Source organism: Pseudomonas sp. GW821-FHT01C01, from assembly GCF_059422645.1.
The window spans coordinates 1-19,261 of sequence record NZ_JBWKXF010000076.1 but is presented as its reverse complement, the minus strand read 5'-3'; the positions used below and the strand labels follow the sequence as shown (position 1 = coordinate 19,261).

Annotated in this window: 17 protein-coding genes and 1 pseudogene; 7 read left to right on the top strand and 11 right to left on the bottom strand. The window is 61.3% G+C overall.

The genetic code is table 11. The features are described 5' to 3' along the window. Positions 1–218: 218 nt before the first annotated feature. Positions 219–1,310, bottom strand: a complete 1,092-nt coding sequence (locus AC07XF_RS27370; RefSeq protein ID WP_495028994.1) for a DUF1615 domain-containing protein — start codon at positions 1,308–1,310, stop codon at positions 219–221. A 137-nt stretch (positions 1,311–1,447) separates the two neighbouring features. Between AC07XF_RS27370 and AC07XF_RS27365 the strand changes: the two genes are divergently transcribed. After that, on the top strand, positions 1,448–2,983 hold the full coding sequence (locus AC07XF_RS27365; protein WP_495028993.1) for an FAD-dependent oxidoreductase: 1,536 nt from the start codon (positions 1,448–1,450) through the stop codon (positions 2,981–2,983). A gap of 120 nt (positions 2,984–3,103) precedes the next feature. On the opposite strand, the gene hemB is transcribed toward AC07XF_RS27365, so the two are convergent. Then, positions 3,104–4,078 (bottom strand): porphobilinogen synthase, encoded by a 975-nt coding sequence (gene hemB, locus AC07XF_RS27360; protein ID WP_495028992.1) that lies wholly within the window; start codon positions 4,076–4,078, stop codon positions 3,104–3,106. A gap of 128 nt (positions 4,079–4,206) precedes the next feature. Further along, entirely contained in the window at positions 4,207–4,917 is a 711-nt protein-coding gene (locus AC07XF_RS27355) for a glutathione binding-like protein (protein WP_204934903.1), read from the bottom strand. A gap of 368 nt (positions 4,918–5,285) precedes the next feature. On the opposite strand from AC07XF_RS27355, the gene AC07XF_RS27350 reads away from it, so the two are divergent. After that, entirely contained in the window at positions 5,286–5,957 is a 672-nt protein-coding gene (locus tag AC07XF_RS27350) for a histidine phosphatase family protein (RefSeq protein WP_495028991.1), read from the top strand. Between the two features lie 139 nt (positions 5,958–6,096). On the opposite strand, the gene mnmH is transcribed toward AC07XF_RS27350, so the two are convergent. From mnmH to AC07XF_RS27325, 5 genes are all read right to left on the bottom strand, one after another. After that, entirely contained in the window at positions 6,097–7,200 is a 1,104-nt protein-coding gene (gene mnmH, locus AC07XF_RS27345; RefSeq protein ID WP_495028990.1) for a tRNA 2-selenouridine(34) synthase MnmH, read from the bottom strand. Next, entirely contained in the window at positions 7,200–8,234 is a 1,035-nt protein-coding gene (gene selD, locus AC07XF_RS27340; RefSeq protein WP_310060286.1) for a selenide, water dikinase SelD, read from the bottom strand. The genes mnmH and selD overlap by 1 nt, the downstream gene beginning before the upstream one ends. Before the next feature lie 175 nt (positions 8,235–8,409). Next, a complete protein-coding gene (locus AC07XF_RS27335) occupies positions 8,410–9,366 on the bottom strand; it encodes a quinone oxidoreductase family protein (RefSeq protein ID WP_495028989.1) in 957 nt (318 codons plus the stop codon). A 28-nt stretch (positions 9,367–9,394) separates the two neighbouring features. Continuing rightward, positions 9,395–9,568, bottom strand: a complete 174-nt coding sequence (locus tag AC07XF_RS27330) for a DUF1427 family protein (protein ID WP_007982408.1) — start codon at positions 9,566–9,568, stop codon at positions 9,395–9,397. Between the two features lie 106 nt (positions 9,569–9,674). Next, the gene (locus AC07XF_RS27325; protein ID WP_495028988.1) at positions 9,675–10,454 is read right to left on the bottom strand and encodes an AraC family transcriptional regulator; all 780 of its coding nucleotides are present in this window, start codon (positions 10,452–10,454) and stop codon (positions 9,675–9,677) included. Positions 10,455–10,600: 146 nt separating this feature from the next. Between AC07XF_RS27325 and AC07XF_RS27320 the strand changes: the two genes are divergently transcribed. Together AC07XF_RS27320 and AC07XF_RS27315 are read left to right on the top strand one after the other, a co-directional pair. Further along, complete coding sequence (locus AC07XF_RS27320; protein WP_007982405.1) at positions 10,601–10,828, top strand: DUF6555 family protein; 228 nt, start codon at positions 10,601–10,603, stop codon at positions 10,826–10,828. A gap of 32 nt (positions 10,829–10,860) precedes the next feature. Continuing rightward, positions 10,861–11,139 (top strand): hypothetical protein, encoded by a 279-nt coding sequence (locus tag AC07XF_RS27315; protein ID WP_495028987.1) that lies wholly within the window; start codon positions 10,861–10,863, stop codon positions 11,137–11,139. A 27-nt stretch (positions 11,140–11,166) separates the two neighbouring features. Here AC07XF_RS27315 and AC07XF_RS27310 read toward each other — a convergent pair whose 3' ends face one another. The 3 genes from AC07XF_RS27310 to AC07XF_RS27300 form a co-directional block, all read right to left on the bottom strand. Continuing rightward, entirely contained in the window at positions 11,167–11,328 is a 162-nt protein-coding gene (locus AC07XF_RS27310; RefSeq protein WP_007982401.1) for a metallothionein, read from the bottom strand. Positions 11,329–11,522: 194 nt separating this feature from the next. Beyond that, positions 11,523–13,199: a methyl-accepting chemotaxis protein CtpM gene (gene ctpM / locus AC07XF_RS27305; RefSeq protein WP_495028995.1), complete on the bottom strand. Its 1,677-nt coding sequence runs from the start codon at positions 13,197–13,199 to the stop codon at positions 11,523–11,525. A gap of 207 nt (positions 13,200–13,406) precedes the next feature. Continuing rightward, a complete protein-coding gene (locus AC07XF_RS27300; RefSeq protein WP_495028986.1) occupies positions 13,407–14,723 on the bottom strand; it encodes a Na+/H+ antiporter family protein in 1,317 nt (438 codons plus the stop codon). A 313-nt stretch (positions 14,724–15,036) separates the two neighbouring features. Between AC07XF_RS27300 and AC07XF_RS27295 the strand changes: the two are divergent. From AC07XF_RS27295 to AC07XF_RS27285, 3 genes and pseudogenes are all read left to right on the top strand, one after another. Beyond that, positions 15,037–16,326, top strand: a pseudogene (locus AC07XF_RS27295) (methyl-accepting chemotaxis protein); the annotation flags it as partial. Positions 16,327–16,428: 102 nt separating this feature from the next. After that, positions 16,429–17,184 carry a methyl-accepting chemotaxis protein gene (locus AC07XF_RS27290; RefSeq protein WP_413423127.1) on the top strand — a complete coding sequence of 252 codons (756 nt, stop codon included), beginning with the start codon at positions 16,429–16,431 and terminating at the stop codon, positions 17,182–17,184. 319 nt (positions 17,185–17,503) lie between these two features. Then, positions 17,504–19,180 (top strand): MFS transporter, encoded by a 1,677-nt coding sequence (locus tag AC07XF_RS27285; RefSeq protein WP_495028985.1) that lies wholly within the window; start codon positions 17,504–17,506, stop codon positions 19,178–19,180. Positions 19,181–19,261: the final 81 nt, after the last annotated feature.

The window sequence follows — 19,261 nt, the reverse complement described above, 5'->3', positions numbered from 1 at the left end:
TTGTAGCAGCTGCCGAGCCCGCGAGGCTGCGTTCGGCTGCGAAGCAGTCGTGAGTCCAGCTGACGCGGCCTGCCTGATGTACCGCAATGACGGATTTTACGACTGCTTCGCAGCCGAACGCAGCCTCGCGGGCTCGGCAGCTGCTACAGATCGCATTACCGCTTAACTGACTGGCATTAGCCCAAGTGGTCGGGTTTTTTATGCTTTTTACGCCGCGCTTACTTCCCTGCCCGCGCCATGCAGCGCTGATAACGCTCATCAACCCGCTTGGCGAACCACGCGGTGGTGAGTTTGCGGGTGATCTTCGGGCTTTGCAGCACGATCCCTGGCAACACTTCACGGGGTAACGGCCGGCCCTCAGCCTGTTCGGCCAGCTCGAAAACCCGCCGATAGAGTTTGCTGTCTTCGAACGCGAGGGTGTTGCCCTCTTCCAGCTGCTCGCGGATCGTCGGATTGCGCATGTCCAGTTGCTTACCGAGGGTACGCACGGCCAGTTCCGTGGTCCCGGGCATGATCGAACCGTAGCGCACCAGGTCGCCATCCAGCGCCAACGGGATACCTGAAGCCCGGCTCACCGCGTTTTGAAATGCGGCGTTACGGCTGGCGTACCAGCCCGCGTTGAAATCCGCAAAACGGTACAGCGGCTGTGGGTAGCTCACCGGATACCCAAGCAGATGCGCGATGCCGAAATACATGCCGCCGCGCCGGGTGAACACTTCATGGCGAATCGAGCCCTTCACCGGGTACGGATAGCCCTTGGCCTGCTGCTCGGCAAATTCAATGCTGACCTGCATTGGCCCGCCGGTATGTACCGGATTGAAGCCTCCGAACAGGGTTTTACCCATGGGCACCATGCTAATGAAGTCGTCGAAAATCGCGCTCAGTTCCTTTTCACTGCGCGCGGCATTCAGGCGCTCGCTGTAGCTTTTGCCGCTGGGGGAATTGAGCTTTAACGTACCACTCACCAGCAGTCCGGGAATGTGTGCCTTGGCGGCACGACGGTCGATCTCGTCGCGGGCGATCTTGCCCAGACCCGGTACGCTCGGATCGACCTGAAAGGTCGACTCCTGTTCGGTCACGGCCAGCACCGAGCACAGGTTTTGCGTGGTCGGCGAGATGTCTTGCGCGGTAAACGCTACTTGGATATCCGTGGCCCAACCCTGGGGATCGGCAGCTTTCGCCGGCAACAAACGCACAATCTCAGCCTTCACCTCGGCCGGACTGCGCACCGTCGGTTCCTGGGTCCGTTGGCTGCCGCAACCGGCCAATACCAGTAACACGACGACGCTTGGGATCAATCTGATTTGCATGTCGTTCCATCTAGTCCGTTGGTCCGGGTCAACCATACGACCAATGGCATGCCAGCGGCTACAGTCGTGGCAGTCCGATGGTTGCCGCCCTCTCCGACTGGACCATACTTGATCCACGTAGCGAGGAGGACAGGTTCATGCACCGGAGCGACGTGCTGATCATCGGTGCCGGCCCGACCGGGCTGGTCCTGGCGTTGTGGCTGAGCAAACTGGGCGTGCGCGTGCGGATCGTCGACAAAACCTCCGCCCCCGGCACCACGTCCCGGGCGCTGGCCGTACAGGCGCGAACGCTGGAATTGTATCGCCAGCTCGGACTGGCCGACGCCGTGGTGCAAAACGGTCATCGGGTGGCGGCCGCCAACTTCTGGGTCAAGGGTGAGCCCGTGTCGCGCCTCCCCCTGTCTCAGATCGGTGAGGGCCTGACCCCCTACTCGTTTCTCGAGATCTTCCCGCAGGACGAACACGAACGACTGCTGATCGAGCGCCTGGAAGCTTTCGGCATCACGGTGGAACGCAACACTGAACTGACCGGCTTCGAGCAAACCGCAGACGGCATCACGGCCACGCTGCACTTGCCTGACGGCCAACAGGAAATCTGCCAGGCCTGTTACCTGGCCGGGTGCGACGGTGCCCGGTCGATTGTGCGCAAAACCCTGGATACCGGGTTTCCCGGTGGGACTTACCAACAGATTTTCTACGTCGCCGACGTGCAGGCCAGCGGCCCGACATTCAACGGCGAACTGCATGTGGATCTCGACGAGGCGGATTTCCTCGCCGTGTTCCCGCTGGCAGGCACTGGTCGCGCGCGCTTGATCGGCACCGTGCGCGACGAGCGCGCCGAACACGCCGAAACCCTGCGCTTCGAGGACGTCAGCAGCCGGGCCATCGAGCACATGAAGGTGAAGATCGAGCAACTGAACTGGTTTTCGACCTATCGCGTGCATCATCGGGTGGCGGATCACTTCCGCAAAGACCGGGCGTTTTTGCTGGGGGATGCCGCCCACGTGCACAGCCCGGCGGGCGGCCAGGGCATGAACACCGGGATTGGTGATGCCATCAACCTGGCCTGGAAACTGGCGGCCGTGCTGAGCGGCGGCGCCGAGGCCAGGCTGCTCGACACCTATGAAACCGAGCGCATTGCGTTTGCCCGCAAACTGGTGGCGACCACTGACCGGGTCTTCACTTTCGTCACCGCCGACGGGCCCATTGCCGATTTGCTGCGTACTCGCCTGGCCCCGTTCTTGATACCGAAAATAACCTCGTTCGAAACCTCCCGCCAGTTCCTGTTTCGCACGGTGTCGCAGATCACCCTGAATTATCGTGGAATGCCTCTGAGCACGGGCATTGCCGGGCATGTGCATGGCGGTGATCGCCTGCCCTGGGCCCATGACGGTGAGGGGGATAACTTTGAATCGCTGAAGTGCCTGACCTGGCAGGTGCATGTCTATGGCGACACCAGCGACGAAATGATCGCCTGGTGTCACGAACACCATCTGCCGCTGCATGTGTTCGACTGGCGACCGGCGTTCGAAGCGGCGGGCCTGGGGCGCAACGGATTTTATCTGTTACGACCCGATACCTATGTGGCGATTGCCGAAACGTGTTCGGACCCGAAAGTGATCGATCGGTATTTCCGTGATCACGGGATCCGGCCGTTTTTTGGCGCTCCCTGATGCAACATAGCCCCCTTGTAGGAGCTGGCTTGCCAGCGAAGGTGGTCATGAAGGCATGCATAGCCCTTGCAGACGCCTTCGCTGGCAAGCCAGCTCCTACAAGGGGGAATGTGGTGTTTTTCAGATCCCGGCCAGCGCCAGGTCCATCGCAAAATACGTAAAGATCAGGTCGGCCCCGGCACGCTTTATCGCCCCCAGACTCTCGCGCACCACACGGTCTTCATCGATGGCCCCGGCCTGGGCGGCAAACTTGATCATCGCGTACTCACCGCTCACCTGATACGCCGACAGCGGCAGGCGCGAGGCTTCGCGGATGTCGCGGATGATGTCCAGGTAGGCACCGGCCGGCTTGACCATCAGCGCATCGGCGCCTTCCTGTTCGTCGAGCAACGATTCACGCACCGCTTCGCGGCGGTTCATCGGGTTCATCTGGTAGCTTTTACGGTCGCCCTTGAGCGCACTGCCGCCCGCCTCGCGGAACGGACCATAGAGCGCCGAGGCGAATTTGGTCGAATAGGCCATGATCGCCGTCTGGGTAAACCCGGCATCATCGAGCGCCCGGCGAATCGCCTGGACCTGCCCGTCCATGGCCGCCGACGGGGCGATCACATCGGCACCGGCTCGGGCTGCCGCGACGGCTTGTCTGCCGAGGTTGATCAGGGTCTGGTCGTTGTCGACTTCATGGTTGTGCAGCACACCGCAATGGCCGTGGTCGGTGTACTCGCAAAAACAGGTGTCGGACATCACGATCATTTCCGGCACCGCGTCCTTGGCGATGCGCGACATGCGCGAAACCAGGCCGTCATCGCGCCAGGTGTCGCTGCCGGTGCTGTCCAGATGATGGGACACGCCGAAGGTCATCACCGACTTGATCCCGGCACGGGCGTAGCGCTCGATCTCGCCGGCCAGTTTCGACTCGGGAATGCGCATCACGCCGGGCATGCTTTTGATCGGCACGAAGTCGTCGATTTCTTCTTCGACGAAAATCGGCAGCACCAGGTCGTTCAGGCTGAACTCGGTCTCCTGGAACAGGCTGCGCAGGCTCGCATTGCGGCGCAGACGGCGTGGGCGTGCTTCGGGGAACTGACTGGACATGGGTATACCTGAATTTCAGAGGACGAGATGTAGGAGCTGGCTTGCCAGCGAAAGCGGTGGGTCAGTCAATATAAATGCTGCCTGACACTACGCCTTCGCTGGCAAGCCAGCTCCTACAGGGGATGATTTCAGCTGGCGACGGGGCTTGGAATCTGCAACCCGCGCACCACCGCCGGCCGCGCCAGGAAGCGCTCCAGCACCCGCGTGACGTTAGGGAAGTTCTGAATGCCCACCAGATCGCCGGCTTCGTAGAACCCGATCAGGTTGCGCACCCAGGGGAAGGTGGCGATGTCGGCGATGGTGTAACGCTCGCCCATGATCCAGTCGCGCCCTTCCAGCCGGCCATCGAGCACCTTGAGCAGGCGTTTGCTTTCCTCGACGTAGCGGTCACGGGGACGTTTGTCTTCGTAGTCCTTGCCGGCAAATTTGTTGAAAAACCCGAGCTGGCCAAACATCGGCCCGATCCCGCCCATCTGGAACATCAGCCACTGAATCGTTTCGTAGCGCGCGGCCGATTCCTGGGCCAGCAGTTGCCCGCTCTTGTCAGCCAGGTAGATCAGAATCGCCCCCGACTCGAACAACGCCAGCGGCCGGTCGTCCGGACCGTGAGGGTCGAGGATCGCCGGGATCTTGTTGTTGGGATTGAGGGAAAGAAATTCCGGGGACATCTGGTCGTTGGTGTCGAAGCCTACCCGGTGCGGCTCATAAGGCAGGCCGATCTCTTCGAGCATGATCGAGACCTTGACGCCGTTCGGGGTCGGCAAGGAGTACAGCTGAATCCACTCCGGGTATTGGGCAGGCCATTTGCGGGTAATGGGGAAAGCGGACAAATCGGTCATGGGCGGGATCCACGAAGACATTGAGAGTGACGATAATAATGTAGATATCGGGTCAGCGATCCCTTGAAGCCATCATTCTCGCTAATAGAGGAGATCAAAAGAGATCACGACTGTTACAACACCATCCGGTGTAGCGTGTCGACAAATCCGCAACATCCTGTCGATATCCTTCGCTGCAAACCCTTGAAGGTTACCGGTAGATTGCTGCGCACTCGGCCGGAATCGAACCAAACGGGTTCAGGGGACTCTGAGCACCACCCCTTTGAAAACGGACCGGCATCAATGACATGGAAAACACTCGACACAGGACAATCGTGGTGTAAAGGTGTGTCAGCCTTAACCGAATCGCGCTGAAGATCCCTTTACTCATGAACCTGTTCAACTTTGCCAGACGCTTTAAACATCGCGCCTACCTTTTGTTGCCCATCTTGTTGGCGGTCAGCGCGTTGTTTCTGTCGCTGGAGTCCGGCCTGAGCCGCGCCCAACCGATGGATGGCACCCAGACGCTGGTGTTCCTGCGCCACGGGGAAAAACCCGCCGGCGGCCTGGGCCAGCTCAATTGCCAGGGGCTCAACCGCGCCATCGACCTGGCCACCCTGCTGCCGGAAAAATTCGGCAAGGCCAACTATGTGTTCGCGGCCAACCCGACGCGTAACGTCGAGGAAGGCGAGTTCGACAATTCCTACAGCTACATTCGCCCCCTGATGACCATCAGCCCCAGTGCCATCAAGCTGGGCCTGCCGGTGAACATCAGTTTTTCCGCCAATGACACCAGTGACCTGGCCGAAGAGCTGGTCCAGGACAAGTATCACAACTCGGTCATTTACACGGCCTGGTCCCACGGCTACCTGCCGGAGCTGATCAACACGGTTGCCGGCGACGCCACCGGCAAGAAAATGACCATCACGGATGACTGGGAGTCCAGCGATTATGACTCGCTGTATGTACTCACCCTGACCTGGCAGAACGGCAAGGCCAGTGTGCAGAGCCATGTATATAAGCAGGGGCTGAATAATGGCTCGCAGACTTGCCCGACCTGAGGTTTTTGTATTGTTTGATCGGGCCCCTTCGCGAGCAAGCCCGCTCCCACACTGGATATCCAGCGAACACAAATGTTGTGAACGACGCTGATTAAATGTGGGAGCGGGCTTGCTCGCGAAAACGCCAGCAGAAACACCCTCAACCTTTCCGACTGCCCCGCTCGCGCAAATACTCGAGAACCGCCCCTCGCTCCCCGACAAACTCGATCCGCGCGCCTTTCTTCTCCCGCTGAAACGCGTACATCGGATCGTAATACTCGCGCAGCAACCCTTCGATCCAGCCCCGATGCAGATCCACCGAGCCACTGCGGGCCTGCTCCGCCAACGCCTCTTCCATCAAAATCAACATGCGTTGATGACGTTCGCCGCCCAGGCGCTTCTGCACATTGTTCAGGCTCGCCAGCAACCGTTCGGAAAACAACGCAAAGCCCTCCTCGCCATGCACGGCGATGAATTCGGCGCATAAATCCACCACGTAATCGCGCAGAATCCGCTCGACCCGACCTTCCTGGCTGTCTTCCAGCCAGACCATCGGGAACTGCTGCATGCCCTGGTACAGCGGCAACGGCAACGCACAACTGCCCACCGCACGGCTCTCGTCTTCCAGTACGAACTGCTCGATGCCCCGGGCGCGCTTTTTCATTACGTCCACGGCCAAGCGGTTTTCGAAGTCGATATTGGAAGGCTGGCCCGTGGCGCGTTTGCCAAAGCTGGAGCCGCGATGGTTGGCATGACCTTCAAGGTCAAGACCATTGCTCAACTGCGTGAGCACCTCGGTCTTGCCAGTGCCGGTCATGCCGCCCAACAGGACGAAATCGCACTGGGCAACCGCTTGATCGAGGGTGTCCAGCAGGAAGGTACGCATGGCCTTGTAGCCGCCGCCCACCCGTGGATAGTCGATGCCCGCCTCGTCCTTGAGCCATTGCTGGACAATCTGCGAGCGCAGGCCGCCGCGAAAGCAATACAGATAGCCGTCCGGATGTACCCGGGCAAAATCGGCCCAGGCCTGGATGCGCTCGGCCTTGACCGCGCCCGACACCAGTTGATGCCCCAGCACGATTGCCGCTTGCTGGCCGTGCTGCTTGTAGCAGGTGCCGACCCGCTGACGTTCAAGGTCATTCATCAACGGCAGGTTGACCACGCCGGGAAACGAGCCCTTGTTGAATTCGACCGGCGCGCGGGTATCCATCATTGGCCGGTCGTTGATAAAGATGTCGCGGTAATCGGTGTAATCGACAGACATCAAAACACCTCGACCGCGTTGCTCTGTCGCTCGACCAGTTCACCGATCGGTTCCAGGCTCAGGCCCAGTTCGGCGGCCACCGAAAGAAATTGCTCGTTGCCTTCAGGTGTCACGGCAATCAACAGACCGCCGCTGGTCTGCGGGTCGCAGAGCACGCGTTTGTGCAGTTCCTGAAGGCGTCCGAGTTTGCTGGCGTAGCTGTCGTAGTTGCGCAGTGTCCCGCCCGGTACGCAGCCCTGCTCGAGGTAATACTCGACGCCCGGCAGGCGCGGTACGCGGTCATATTCGATACGCGCGGTGAGCTGGCTGCCGTCCGCCATTTCCACCAGGTGCCCGAGCAGGCCGAAACCGGTGACATCGGTCATCGCGGTCACGCCATCGAGTTTGCCGAAACGGCTGCCGGGTTTGTTCAGGGTACACATCCAGTCCCTGGCCAGGCCGATGTCGGCGTTGCGCAACTTACCCTTTTTCTCGGCGGTGGTCAGGATGCCGATGCCCAGGGGTTTGGTGAGATAGAGCAAGCAGCCGGCCGTGGCGGTGTCGTTGCGCTTCATGTGGCGCTTTTCCACCAGGCCGGTGACGGCCAGGCCAAAGATCGGTTCTGGCGCGTCGATGGAGTGCCCGCCTGCCAGCGGGATGCCCGCCGCGTCACACACCGAACGCCCGCCGCGTATCACTTCCCGGGCAACTTCCGGCGCCAGCACGTTCACCGGCCAGCCCAGAATCGCAATCGCCATCAAGGGATCGCCACCCATCGCATAGATGTCGCTGATCGCATTGGTGGCGGCAATTCGGCCGAAATCGAAGGGATCGTCGACGATCGGCATGAAAAAGTCCGTGGTCGAGACCACGCCGCGTTCTTCATCGATGGCATACACCGCCGCATCGTCGCGCGAGGCATTGCCGACCCAAAGCTTCGGGTCGAGGTTCTGCGCCCCGCTGCCGGCCAGGATCACTTCCAGCACCTGGGGAGAAATCTTGCAACCGCATCCAGCGCCGTGGCTGTATTGGGTCAGGCGAATCGGTTCGCTCATAGGGGCACCTCATTGGGTCAATGGGGCCGATTCTAGCAGAGCGAGGCCTGCGCAAGGCGTTGCGCAGCCACGGCCCCTGTAGGAGCTGGCTTGCCAGCGAAAGCGGTCCGTCAGTTACGTTGATTTTGGATGTACCGCCATCTTCGCTGGCAAGCCAGTTCCTACAGGGGGTGGGTTATGGCAGCAGAATGACCTTGTCACCGCTGCCCTGACTCACTTCGGCATAACGCTCCAGGCCCTCGGACAATGGCGACTCGAACAAACCCTGCGGCAACGGCAACAGGTCTTGGTCGAAGAACCGGCCAAACTGCTCAAGCATCGCCGCACAGGCCTGTACGCCGTACAACAGCGAGTTGATCCCCACCACTGAGCCACCCTTGCGATACAACGCCAGGGCCGGCAACTGCACGTGACCGTCCACGGGCGCGGCAATGATCGCAATGCGGCCAAACGCGGCCAGGGCTGGCACCGAAGCCGGCAGCCAGAAACCGGTGGTGTCGAAAATCACGTCGGCACCGCCGGCATAGACCGCATTGACCTGAGCCCCGAGGTCTTCGGGTTTATCCAGTTGAAGGGTCTGATAGCCCTGGCCCTGCAAGTCCTTGACCTGCTCCGGACGTCGCGCGGCCGCCAGCACCCGGGCACCGCGCACCTTGGCCAAGGCCAGCGCGGCACTGCCGACCGCCCCGCCACCGATGACCAGCAATCGGGTTTCAGCCGTAACCAGGCTGCGCTCCAGCGCATCCCACGCCGTGGTGTACGGCACGCCGAGGCTGGCGGCCTGGGCGAAGCTCAGGTGCGTGGGTTTGAGCGCCACGCCATTGGCCGGCAGCTTGACGAACTGCGCGTGGGAACCGTCGGCGAAAAAGCCCAGTTCGCGGCCCGTGCCCCAGACTTCCTGACCGATCAGCGCCTGCGGGCCCGCCACGACAACACCGGCAAAGTCACGACCGGGAATCCGCGGCAAGGTGGTGTAGGGAAAACGCCCCAGCACGTTCTTCACATCGCTGGGGTTGAGACCGGCGGCCTTGATCTCGACCAGCACTTCATCGGCACCGGGAACGGGGGTAGGCACCTCAACGTAGCGCAGCGCCGAGAGATCACCGGTTTTATCGAATTGCAGAGCTTTCATGAGCGTATCCAGCGAGTCAGAAAAGGGTTCAGGAGATCCAGCCAGCGACCAACTCTCGCCCCATCGGCCAAAGCTTTTCGCCGGCGAGCATGCCGAGCAGGCCGACCAGCGCGATGGCCGGGGGTGCGGGGGAACGAAAATCCAGGGCGCCGTAGAGCAGACCGACGCCCAGACCGATGGCCAGTGACATGAGGTAGTTCATGGCAGACTCCGGGGGCAATTGAGGTATGCGCCGAGTCTAGAGGGCGACGCCTGCGGGCATCGGCCAAGTGCTTCTGAATTTCGGCCAAAGCATGGCGTCGGCGAATTCAGTCCTGGCGTTGCGCCGAGGGAAACTGCGACGGGGCAACACCCAGTTCACGACGAAACATGTCGCTGAAGCTGCTCGGAGAATAGCCCAGCTCCCGGGCAATCGCACTGACCGGTACACCCTGGATCAACCCGGCCACCGCCGTTGCCAATTGCACCTGACGCCGCCATTCGGCGAAGCCCATGCCCAGGCTGTCCTTGAACAAACGCGCCAGGGTCCGCACGCTGGCACCGGCGCTTTCTGCGTGTTGCTCGAATGGAATATCCAGCGATGGCGCCGACATGACCGCCTGACACAGGTTCATCAGCCGTCGGTCGGAATCATCCGGCAGCGGGATTTTCAGCAGCGAGCGCCTCGCCCGCTTGAGCTCCAGCAGCGCCAGGCCCACCAACGCGTCGTAATACTCGGGCGGCCCGTCGTTGCCCTGCTCCACCAGACCGACGATCAGTTCGCGCAGCAATCCACCGACCTCGATGACTTGCACGCTGTCATCGAGGGTCGCCGCCAGGGACGGGCGCAAGTAGATATTGCGCATTTGCAGGTCGGACACCACGCGAATCCCGTGGGGCACGCCGGGCGGCAACCACACCGCCCGCTGCGGCGGCACCACCAGCGCCTCGTGCGGCGTCTCGACCCACATCACCCCGCTCATTGCATACAACAACTGGCCCCAGACGTGCTCGTGGGGCTCGATGTACAACCCGCGCGGATAAGTGCGAGCCAGCGGTTGCACGGGCACATCGGTGTCACTCAGGTCAGGCGGTGCGGCGAGGGCCATGGTCAATGTTCATTGGGGTTCGGGAAGACTCCATGGTAACGAGGCGCCGAACTTGTCGCCAGCAACCGCCGCCGTCCTACAATCGGAGTGAATTTTCCTGATGGCACGCGATCCTTTTATGTACAACAGGGAGGAACCGGGGCTTTATGAACAGTGCAAAATTATTCGTCATCGAGTACACCCTCCATGGCGCTCCGAAATCATTCATTATCCGTCTGGACAAAATGGACAACGCGGAAGCCTGGCATTGGGCGAGCTGTGACGCGGGGGTTGGGCGAATCCCCCGTTTTGGACGCGAGAAGGTACAAAAAACCAGCAAGCCGATGGCTGAAAAATTCGGCGTGGAAAACGTCAAGTGGCGTCCGGCTAACTGACGCCTGCCGCTGTCAACATGGGGGGAAGGGAAATGGTCGCGACACCCGTCAGCAGCCCTGCGCAACTGGACTACGGCCTGGACACGCCGGTCGGCCGCATCACCAGGAGCGCCGAGTGCCGGATCGGCCTGGAGCAAGTCGAAAATGACGCATATTGCTTTGCAATACGCGTCTCGACGCCCCTGCCGGAAGATCTGGAGCAGGCGAAGACCTTGGTGCTGCGGGTCGAAGGGCGGCGTTTGCAGGGCACCGTCCGCCACAGCGAACGCCTGGAGGATGACAGCCTCAGGCTGGAAGTGGAGCCGGACTAGGCTCCACTTTGGCGTGTGCGGTGGTTTTCAGTGGGCACACTTGCAGCCTTGGGAAGCGCACTCCTCGCCATGCTCGTGATGCTTGGCGCAGGCTTCACAGCAATAGTGCTTGCCGTGACGTGCAATCGGATGTTCACCGAGTTTGCAGGAACATTTCGGGCAATCGCAGATACTTTCGCGGTCAATCATGGAGTTGACTCCTCAAGCAAGGTCGTCCAGTGCTCGGATGCACAGAGTAAGTGTAGTGGCTGTCGCTCCTGCCGATCACAAATCCCTGTGGGAGCGGGCTTGCTCGCGAAGGCGGTGTGTCAGACAACATCTATCGTGACTGACACTCCCTCTTCGCGAGCAAGCCCGCTCCCACAGGTTTTGTCTCTGTTCTGTCAGATACGGAACTGTCCGACCAGGCTGCCCAGGCGCTGACCGAGGTCGGCCAGGCTGCGGGAGGTTTGCGCACCCAGCTGGGTTTCGTCGGCGACGTTATCCACGGCCACGGCAATCTGATGCACGCTGCGGTTGATCTCTTCGGCCACGGCGGTCTGTTCTTCGGCGGCACTGGCGATCTGTGCGTTCATCGAATTGATGGTCGCGATCAGCTGGGCCATGGTGTCCAGCGAAGCCCCCGCTTCGTTGGCCTGGGCCGAGGTGCCGTCGCCGGCCTCGCTGGAGCGACGCATCGCCTCCACCGCCGACCGGGTACCGGCCTGCAGGCGGTCGATCATGCCCTGGATTTCCTGGGTGCTGATTTGCGTGCGACTGGCCAGCGCCCGCACTTCATCCGCTACCACCGCAAAACCGCGCCCGGCCTCGCCGGCGCGGGCGGCTTCGATGGCCGCGTTGAGCGCCAGCAGATTGGTCTGCTCGGCAATCGAGCGGATCACCCCGAGCACGCTGACAATCGACGACACGTCTTTTTGCAGGCTATCGAGGGACACGCCGCTGCTGCGGATATCGTCCACCAAGGCATGGATCTTCTCGATACTGCCGGCCACCACACGCTTGGCGGCCTGACCTTCTTCGTCGGTCTGCTGGGCAGCCACCGCGGCGTTTTGCGCACTCTTGGCCACTTCCTGGGCCGCCGCCGACATTTCGTTGATCGCCGTGGCCACCTGATCGGTCTCATGGCGCTGACGCTCCATGGCCTGATCCGAGCGATGCGCCTGATCCGACACCTGAGTCACCAGCCCGGTCAGTTGCGCGGTCATTTCGGTGATCTGGCGCACCAGGCCATGGATCTTGTCGACGAAGCGGTTGAACGAGCCAGCCAGTTCGCCCAGTTCATCCTGGCTGGTGATGGTCAGGCGGCGGGTCAGATCCCCCTCGCCTGCCGCGATGTCGTCGAGGTTGGTCTTCATCAAATGCAGCGGACGCAGAATGGTATTGGCCAGCAACATCCCGGCAGCGGCGATCACCAGCAGCACCACGACCGCCACGCCGACGATACTCAGCACCATGCCCTGCATGCGCTCCTGGACCTTGGCTTCGACCACGGCCACTTGCGCTTCGATACCGTCGAGGTTGACCGAGGTACCGAAGGCCATGTCCCATTTCGGCAGGTATTCGGTGTAACCGAGCTTGGGCACCAGCACCTGGGTGTTGCCGGGCAATGGCGAGCTGTATTGCAGATAGTGCGTACCGTCCTTGGCGACTTTCACCAGGTCGCGGTTGACGTAGACACCGTTCGGGTCGCGGTTGTCCTTGAAGCTCTGGCCCACGCCTTCCGGGCTGTTGGCCTTGAACAGGCGCACGGTGTTGGAGTCGTAGCCGAAGAAATAACCGTCCTTGCCATACGTGATGCTCGACAGCAGCTTGATCACCTGGGCCCGCACTGCCACGTCGCCCGGGGCAGCCGCGTCGTAGAGCGGCTTGATCGTGGTCATGGCCACCGCCACGTAGCTTTGCAGGGTCGCCTTGGCATCGCCGAGCAGACGCTCGCGGGTCTGCTCGACTTCATTGCGGGCCTGTTCCTGCAGAATGAACAGCGTGGTCAGGCTGATGACCAGCGCAAACAACAACACCGGGAGGACGGCAAGGGACAGGACTTTAGCCTTGAGGCTCATGCGCATGACGTTCACTCTTTTGATTTTATTGGCGTGGGTAAAAGCATTAACGGCACGCCGGAGCAAAAGTTGAACGCGGTCGGTCGGACCACTCCAGGTCCCCCTGTGGGAGCGGGCTTGCTCGCGAAAGCGGTGTGTCAGACAACATTTATAGTGACTGACACGCCATCTTCGCGAGCAAGCCCGCTCCCACAGGGATAAGAGGGGTTACAGGACCATCGCGGCAACCCAGCCAAACGCCAGCAGCGGCAGGTTGTAGTGCAGGAAAGTCGGGACCACGGTGTCCCAGATGTGATGGTGCTGGCCGTCGATGTTCAGGCCGGAGGTCGGGCCGAGGGTCGAGTCCGAAGCCGGCGAACCGGCGTCGCCCAGGGCTCCGGCGGTGCCGACGATGCATACGATCGCCAACGGGCTGAAGCCCAGTTGCACGCACAGCGGCACGAAAATCGCCGCCAGAATCGGCACGGTGGAGAACGAAGAGCCGATGCCCATGGTCACCAGCAACCCCACCAGCAACATCAGCAAGGCGCCGATACCCTTGCTGTGATCGATGTACGACGCCGACGACTCGACCAGCGTCTGCACCTCACCGGTGGCCTTCATCACTTCGGCAAATCCCGAGGCGGCGATCATGATGAAGCCGATCATCGCCATCATTTTCATGCCTTCGGTGAACAGGTCGTCGGTGTCGCGCCATTTGACGATGCCCGACACCGAGAAAATCAGGAAACCGGCCAGTGCACCGATGATCATCGAATCCAGTAACAACTGGATAATGAACGCCGCCGCGATGGCCACGCCGGCCACCATCAGGCTCAGCGGGTTGTATTGCACCGCCACCTGCTCGACTTGCTCGATCTTTGCCAGGTCGTAAACCCGCTTCTTGCGGTAGCTGACAAACGCGATCAACAAGCCCGCCACCATGCCCAGGGCCGGAATGCCCATGGCGTGGGTCACATTGATCCCGCTGATGTCCACACCGCTGCGGGCGACGTTGGCCAGCAGGATCTCATTCAGAAAAATGTTGCCGAAGCCCACCGGCAGGAACATGTACGGTGTGATCAAGCCGAAGGTCATGACACAGGCGATCAGTCGACGGTCCAGTTGCAGCTTGGTCAGCACATAAAGAAGCGGCGGCACCAGCAACGGAATAAAGGCGATATGAATCGGCAGGATGTTTTGCGAGGCGATGGCCACCACCCACAGCAACCCGATCAGCAGCCATTTGACCTGCCCGCCACCGCTGGCGTGCTGGCGGTCGACCATCGCCAGCGCCTTGTCGGCCAGGGCGTGGGCCAGGCCGGACTTGGCAATGGCCACGGCGAAAGCGCCGAGCAAGGCATAGGACAACGCCACGGTCGCCCCGCCGCCAAGGCCACTGTTGAAGGCCTTGAGGGTCGCGTCGATGCCCAGGCCACCGGTCAAACCACCTACCAACGCACCGACGATCAGGGCGATGACCACATGCACGCGGGACAGGCTGAGGATCAGCATGATGCCGACCGCGGCAATCACTGCATTCATTTCGTTACCTCGAGACAAACGGAAAGACTCCGTCCGGCAGTCTGCGTGAGCCGCCAGCGGATAAAGGAATGGGTTTTATTAGAGGGCGCGCACTTTGCCGCAGAGTGCGCGCGGTGTCAAAGCCAACGCACCCCTTGTAGGAGCTGGCTTGCCAGCGAAGGCGGCCGTGAACCTTGCATCGATCATTCAGGCGTCTTCGCTGGCAAGCCAGTTCCTACAGGGGGGGTCGATATTCAGGGGGCGGCATAAAGAAAGCCGGGGCGCGGCCGCTACAGTGCAAAGTCTCAGATATTTATCGAATAAGGACGTCTCCATGTCGCTCAGACAACTTTCCATTCAATGGAAAATCACCCTGCTGGCCGGGCTGTGCCTGGCGGGCATCGTGACCCTGCTGGTGGGTCTTTCGCTGTACCGCATGGAGCACAGTTCCGAGCTGGTGAAAGCCTCGAGCATGGAGATGTTGACCGAAGCGGCCCAGGCGCGGATCGAGTCCCAGGGCGAAAACCAGGCGCTGGGGATTCGCCAGCAGTTCATGGACGCCTATCAGTACGGCCACGGTTTCTCGCGGCAGGTGCTGTTCCTGCGTGAACAGGCCGAGAAGCGCTTTCTCGATGCCTTCGACCTGCGCGAAGACCTGACCCGCCAGGTCAAGTCAGCCCTGCAGGCCAACCCGGAGTTGCTCGGCCTGTCCCTGGTGTTCGAACCCAATGGGCTGGATGGCAAGGACGAACTGTTCACCGGTCAAACCGAACTCGGCAGCAACGACAAGGGCCGTTTCGCCCTCTACTGGTCGCAGCCGACGCCGGGCAAATTGACGTCCATGGCGTTACCGGAAAAAGACATGGCCGACACCAGCACCGGCCCCAGCGGCGAAGCGGCCAATGCCTGGTTCACCTGCCCGCGCACCACGCTCAAGCCGTGCGTGATCGAACCCTACTTCTATGAGATCGACGGCCAGAACGTGCTGATGACCAGCATCGTTTTCCCGCTGATGGTCAACGGCAAAGTCATCGCCTCGCTGTCCGTGGACATCAACCTCAACAGCCTGCAAGCGGTCAGCCTGGGCGCGAGCAAGAAACTCTATGACGGTCAGACCAGCGTCAGCATCATCAGCCCGGCAGGTTTACTCGCCGGCTACAGCCCGGACGCCAGCAAACTCAGCCAGCGCCTGGATGCCGTGGACAAGGCCAGCGGTGCCGAACTGCTGCGCATGCTCGCTGCCAGCAGCAAAACCACCAGCCTGCACAGCAATCAGCAACTGAAAGTGCTGGCACCGTTCCAGCCGATTCCCGACGGTAAATCCTGGGGCGTGTTGCTCGACGTGCCGGAGAAAGTCCTGGTCGGCCCGGCCGAAGCCCTGAAAAAGCAACTGGATGACAGCAACACCACCGGTACGCTGGTCGAGCTCGGCCTGGGGGTACTCGCCGCACTGCTTGGCCTCGTGCTGGTGTGGCTGATGGCCCGCAGTGTGACCAAACCGATCCTCGGCGTGGCGCACATGCTCGAAGACATCGCCAGCGGCGAAGGTGACCTGACCCGTCGTCTGGCCTACGACAAGAAAGATGAACTGGGCCAGTTGGCCGGTTGGTTCAACCGTTTCCTCGACAAGCTGCAACCGATCATTGCCGAAGTGAAACGCTCGGTGCAGGACGCCCGCAGCACAGCGGACCAGTCGTCCGCCATCGCCACCCAGACCAGCGCCGGCATGGAGCAACAATATCGGCAGGTCGATCAGGTGGCGACCGCGTCCCATGAAATGAGCGCCACGGCCCAGGATGTGGCCCGCAGTGCCGCGCAAGCGGCCCATGCGGCGCGGGACGCCGATCAGGCGACCCGTCAGGGTTTGACCGTGATCGACCGCACCACCGCCAGCATCGATAACCTCGCCGCCGACATGAGCGCGGCCATGGTGCAGGTCGAAGGCCTGGCAGCCAACAGCGAGAAGATCGGCACGGTGCTGGAAGTGATCCGCGCAATTGCCGAGCAGACCAACCTGCTGGCCCTCAACGCCGCGATCGAAGCGGCCCGTGCCGGTGAAGCCGGGCGCGGCTTTGCCGTGGTGGCCGATGAAGTGCGCAACCTGGCGCGGCGTACCCAGGAGTCTGTCGAAGAAACCCGCCTGGTGATCGAGCAACTGCAAAGCGGCACCCAGGATGTGGTGGGTTCGATGAACAACAGCCATCGCCAGGCCCAGGGCAGTGTCGAACAGGTTGGCCAGGCCGTGACAGCGCTGCGCCAGATCGGTGACGCGGTGACCGTGATCAACGACATGAACATGCAGATCGCCAGCGCCGCCGAAGAGCAAAGCGCGGTGGCCGAGGAGATCAACAACAACGTGGCGACCATTCGCGACGTGACCGAGTCGCTATCGGGCCAGGCCAATGAATCGGCGCGGGTCAGCCAGTCGCTCAACAGCCTGGCCAACCAGCAGCAAAGTCTGATGGATCAGTTCCGCGTTTAAACCCTGTTGATCCCTTGTGGGAGCGGGCTTGCTCGCGAATGCTGTTGATCAGTCAGCAAAGATTGCGTCTGACACACCGCATTCGCGAGCAAGCCCGCTCCCACATTTGTTTCCCACATTTATTTCTGCGCCCCGCTCAATGAAGTGATGGCGAGTGGATATCTGCCGCAAGGTGATTATGCTTCTAGGAACCTTGCAGCGTTTCGAAGCGTCAACCTGAATGCAAGACCCGTAAACCGAGACATCAGCCCCCGGGCCTGGGTGCGGTAACTGGTGGTGGGAACTCCGGCCTACAACAAGAGCAAGACGGAGAATACTCATGGCAGCAATCGACAATACAACCACGGGCAGCGCGCCCCACCACGGGATCACCAAGGAGGAGCGCAAGGTCATCTTCGCCTCGTCCCTGGGCACCGTGTTCGAATGGTACGACTTCTACCTGTACGGCTCCCTCGCGGCGATCATCGCCAAGCACTTCTTCGCCGGTGTCAACGAAACGACTTCCTTCATCTTCGCCCTGCTCGCCTTCGCCGCAGGCTTCGCCGTTCGGCCCTTCGGCGCCATCGTGTTCGGTCGGCTGGGCGACATGATCGGGCGCAAACACACCTTCCTCATCACCATCGTGATCATGGGTATTTCCACGGCCGTGGTGGGTTTGCTGCCGGGCTACGCGACCATCGGCGTAGCCGCGCCGATCATTCTGATCAGCCTGCGCCTGTTGCAAGGCCTGGCGCTGGGCGGTGAGTACGGCGGCGCAGCTACTTACGTGGCCGAACATGCACCCAAGGGCAAACGCGGCTACTTCACCTCGTGGATTCAGACGACAGCCACCCTCGGCCTGTTTCTGTCACTGCTGGTGATCCTCGCCTGCCGTACCGTGCTGGGCACTGAAGCCTTCGAGGCCTGGGGCTGGCGGATTCCATTCCTGCTGTCGATCCTGTTGTTGATTGTCTCGGTGTACATCCGCCTGCAGCTCAGCGAGTCGCCGGTGTTCCAGAAAATGAAAGCCGAAGGCAAGTCCTCCAAGGCACCGTTGACCGAATCCTTCGCCCGTTGGGACAACCTCAAGATCGTGATCATGGCCCTGCTCGGTGGCACCGCGGGTCAGGCAGTGGTCTGGTACACCGGGCAATTCTATGCGCTGTTCTTCCTGCTGCAGACGCTGAAGATCGACCCGCAGACCGCCAACTTGCTGATTGCCGGCTCGCTGCTGATCGGCACGCCGTTCTTCGTCATATTCGGCAGCCTGTCCGACCGCATCGGTCGCAAGGGCATCATCATGGCCGGCTGCATTATCGCGGCACTGACCTACTTCCCGATTTTCCACGCGTTGACCCAATACGGTAACCCCGACGTGTTCATTGCACAGGAGAAAAATCCGGTCACGGTCATCGCCAATCCTGGCCAGTGCTCGTTCCAGTTCGACCCGGTGGGCAAGGCCAAATTCACCAGTTCCTGTGACCTGGCCAAGACCGTGCTGGCCAAAAGGGCCATCCCCTACAAGAACGTGAACGCCGAGCCAGGCGCCGTTGCGCAAGTACACATCGGCGAGAAAGTGATCGAGAGCTTCGAGGGCACCGGCATGCCGGCCGCCGACTTCAAGGCCAAAAACGACGCCTTTACCACCGCGCTCGCCACTGCCCTCAAGGACGCCGGATACCCCGAGAAGGCCGACCCGGCCAAGACCAATTACCCGATGGTGTTGCTGCTGCTGACGATCCTGGTGATCTACGTGACCATGGTCTACGGCCCGATTGCCGCGTGGTTGGTGGAGTTGTTCCCGGCGCGCATCCGCTACACCTCGATGTCGCTGCCCTACCACATCGGCAACGGTTGGTTCGGCGGCTTCCTGCCGACGGTGGCGTTCGCCATGGTGGCGGCCACGGGGGATATCTACTACGGGCTGTGGTATCCGATCGTCATCGCGGTGATGACGGCCATCCTGGGAATTTTCTTCATGCCGGAAACCAAGGATCGGGAGATTCATCACACCTGACCCGGGGAGGTTCTATGTGGGAGCGGGCTTGCTCGCGAAGGCGGAGTGTCAGCAGACATTTTTATCGACTGACACTCCGCC